Below are 2,564 nucleotides of genomic sequence, written 5' to 3' on the forward strand. Positions count from 1 at the left end.
CGCTGGGTCATGCCCAGGTTGCCGCCCTCGCCGACCACCTTGACGCGCAGTTCACGGCCGTCGACGCGGATGGCGTCGTTGGCTTTGTCCCCGACCGCGGCGTTGGTTTCGGTGCTCGCCTTGACGTAGGTGCCGATCCCGCCGTTGTAGAGCAGGTCGGCCGGGGCGAGGAGGATCGCACGGAGCAGTTCCGGCGGGCTGAGCCGCGTGGTGCCTTCCGGCAGCCCGAGGGCGGCCCGGACCTGCGCGGAGACCGGAATGGACTTGCTCTGGCGGCCGAAGACGCCGCCGCCTTCGCTGATCAGTGACTTGTCGTAGTCGTCCCAGGAGGAGCGTGGCAGGTCGAAGAGCCGCTGCCGTTCCGTGAAGGAGGCCGCCTCGTCCGGGTTCGGGTCCAGGAAAATGTGCCGGTGGTCGAAGGCCGCAAGCAGCCGGATGTGCCGCGACAGCAGCATGCCGTTGCCGAAGACGTCGCCGGACATGTCGCCGACGCCGACGACGGTGAACGGCTCGGACTGCGTGTCCAGGTCGAGTTCACTGAAGTGCCGCTTGACGGATTCCCAGGCGCCGCGGGCGGTGATGCCCATCGCTTTGTGGTCGTAGCCGACGGAGCCGCCGGACGCGAACGCGTCGCCGAGCCAGAAGCCGTAATCGGCCGAGAGGCCGTTGGCGATGTCGGAGAAGGAGGCCGTTCCCTTGTCCGCGGCGACGACGAGGTAGGAATCGTCGCCGTCGTGCCGCACGACGTCGACTGGCGGCACCAGCGTTTCGCCGTCCGCAGTGGTGACGAGGTTGTCGGTGATGTCCAGCAGGCCACGGATGAAGGTCTTGTAGCTTTCAACCCCTTCGGCCATCCAGGCGCTGCGGTCCACGGAGGGATCCGGCAACTGCTTGGCGTAGAAGCCGCCCTTGGCGCCGGTGGGCACGATCACGGCATTCTTGACTGTCTGTGCCTTGACCAGGCCGAGGATTTCAGTGCGGAAATCCTCGCGGCGGTCCGACCAGCGCAGTCCGCCGCGGGCGACCTTGCCGAAACGCAGGTGCACGCCCTCGACCCGGGGCGCGTAGACCCAGATCTCGTACATCGGCCGCGGGAACGGCAGGCCGTCAATCCCGGAGGGGTCCAGTTTGAAGCTGACGTGCGTCTTGTTCTGGTAGAAGTTGGTCCGGAGCGTAGCCTGGATCAGGTTCTTGAAGGTGCGCAGGACGCGGTCGGCGTCGAGCGTGGCGACCTGTTCGATGGCCGCATCCAGGCCGGTCCGGACCTCGTCCTGTCGCTGTTCGCGTCCGGCGGCATCCAGCGCGGGGTCGAAGCGGGCGGCGAAGAGCGCGGTCAGCCCGCGGGTCACGTCGGGGTTGGCCAGCAGGGTATCCGCCATGAACTCAAAGGAGTTGGTGTTGCCCATCTGCCGCATGTACTTGGCGTAGGCGCGCAACACGACCACCTGGCGCCACTGCATGCCTTCACGCAGCACGAGCCGGTCGAAGCTGTCCGATTCCACCGCACGGGACACGGCCGCACCGAAGGCCTCAGCCATCAGGGTACCGGTGCGCTCCGGGTCCACCCCGGCCGGGTACTTCAGGCCGAGATCGTACAGGAAGAAGTCGCGGTGGTCGGCTGTCCCGATCTCGAAGGGGCGTTCGTCCAGGACCTCGAGACCGAGGTTGTGGAAGTACGGCAGGATCTGGCTCAGGCTCTTGGGTTCGAGCATGTACAGCTTGACGCGGGCGTCTTCTTCGAGCGTCGCGCCGGCGCCCTCGGGCAGGTAGACGTGCACGCCGGGCCGCTCACCGCCGGCGCGCTCGGCGGCGCCGTACTTCTCGAAGCGGGCGATGTCCTCGAGCGCGTCCTCGACTTCGTAGTCGACGCGGTAACTGGCGGGGAAGGCATCGGACCACACAGCGGCGAGGTCTTTGGCGCCGTTCTCACCGTCGGCGCCGGCCCGGGCACGCAGGACCTCGGTGATGCCCTCGCTCCAGGAGCGGGCGGCGCGGACCAGACGCTTCTCGACGTCTTCGGTGTTGACGTGGCTGACGTCGGCGTCCTTGGGGAGCCGGATCCGGAAGAACAGCCGGGCGAGGGCGGACTCGGTCATCCGGGCCTCGTAGTCGATGGAGACCGCGTCGAAGGTCTGCCGCAGTTCCTGCTCGATGCGCAGCCGGACGTTGGTGGTGTACCGGTCGCGGGGAAGGTAGACGAGGGCGGACATGAAGCGGCCGTAGATATCCGGCCGCAGGAACAGCCTGGTCCGGCGGCGTTCCTGCAGCCGCTGGATGCCGGTGGCGATGGCGGCGAGGTCGGGTACCTCGATCTGGAATAGCTCATCGCGCGGGTAGGTCTCAAGGATGCCGAGCAGGTCCTTGCCGGAGTGCGAGTCCGGCGGGAAGCCGGCACCGCGCAGCACGGCGTCGACCTTTTCGCGGACCACCGGGATGTCCCGGACCGAGCCGGCGTAGGCAGTCGTGGCGAACAGGCCGATGAAGCGCCGTTCGCCGTTGACGTTGCCGGCAGCGTCGAAACTCTTGACGCCGATGTAGTCCAGGTACGCCGAGCGGTGCACCGT

The 2,564-nt window shown here is 67.7% G+C and carries 1 protein-coding gene; it reads right to left on the bottom strand.

The window, feature by feature from the left end; all coding sequences use genetic code 11:
* Positions 1 to 2,564, bottom strand: a 2,564-nt coding sequence (locus tag AB4Y86_RS16520) for an NAD-glutamate dehydrogenase domain-containing protein (RefSeq protein ID WP_441403258.1), incomplete at both ends; no start/stop codon positions are given.

The sequence above is a fragment of the Arthrobacter sp. 2YAF22_2 genome (genome assembly GCF_052114645.1).
GTDB lineage: Bacteria > Actinomycetota > Actinomycetes > Actinomycetales > Micrococcaceae > Arthrobacter.